The organism is Citrobacter sp. TBCS-14 (assembly GCF_005280805.1).
GTDB lineage: Bacteria > Pseudomonadota > Gammaproteobacteria > Enterobacterales > Enterobacteriaceae > Citrobacter > Citrobacter gillenii.
This window is the reverse complement of the sequence record NZ_SZWM01000268.1, coordinates 1-535: the sequence shown is the minus strand read 5'-3', so window position 1 is coordinate 535 and position 535 is coordinate 1. Positions and strand designations below refer to the sequence as shown.

Sequence of the window (535 nt, the reverse complement as noted above, 5' to 3'; positions counted from 1 at the left end):
GCGCGGCGCGGATGAAAAAGGTGCCGAACAGCGGGCCACTGGCACCACCGACGCTTGAGAGCAGTACCATCCCGGTATTTTTCAAAATAAAACCGATATCTTTATCCGCAATGGACGGGAGCTTTTCGACCACTTTACTGAAGCCGCGGTGCATATTCAGACCGTGNTCTTTATCCGCAATGGACGGCAGTTTTTCGACCACTTTACTGAAGCCACGGTGCATGTTCAGGCCGTGGTCGGCGTCGCCAATTTCCCGGTCCAGACCGGTCAGAAAATCACTTTCTGTGATAAATATTTCACCGCAGCGATAAAGCCAGTTAACGATTTGTGTTCTGGTGAGGGACATCATGAATCTCCTTATTTACCCCAGTTGAGTGCAGGGGTGTGAACCGGTGCATCCCATAAGCTCAGCGTTTCGTCATCCACTTGTAGCAGGGTGATTGAGAAACCGGTCATGTCCAGAGAGGTGCAGTAAGAGCCAATCAGGTTACGTTCGATGACAATACCGGCATCCTGGCAACGGCTTTCAAGGCGG

At 51.5% G+C, this 535-nt stretch carries 2 protein-coding genes; both read right to left on the bottom strand.

The genetic code is table 11. The annotated features are described in order from the left end of the window. Positions 1 to 346 (bottom strand): DAK2 domain-containing protein (locus FDX22_RS12440; protein ID WP_146717270.1); only part of this gene is annotated, 346 nt, incomplete at its 3' end. 11 nt (positions 347 to 357) lie between these two features. Further along, positions 358 to 535: dihydroxyacetone kinase subunit DhaK (locus tag FDX22_RS12435; protein ID WP_186805306.1), on the bottom strand; the 178-nt coding region annotated here is incomplete at its 5' end.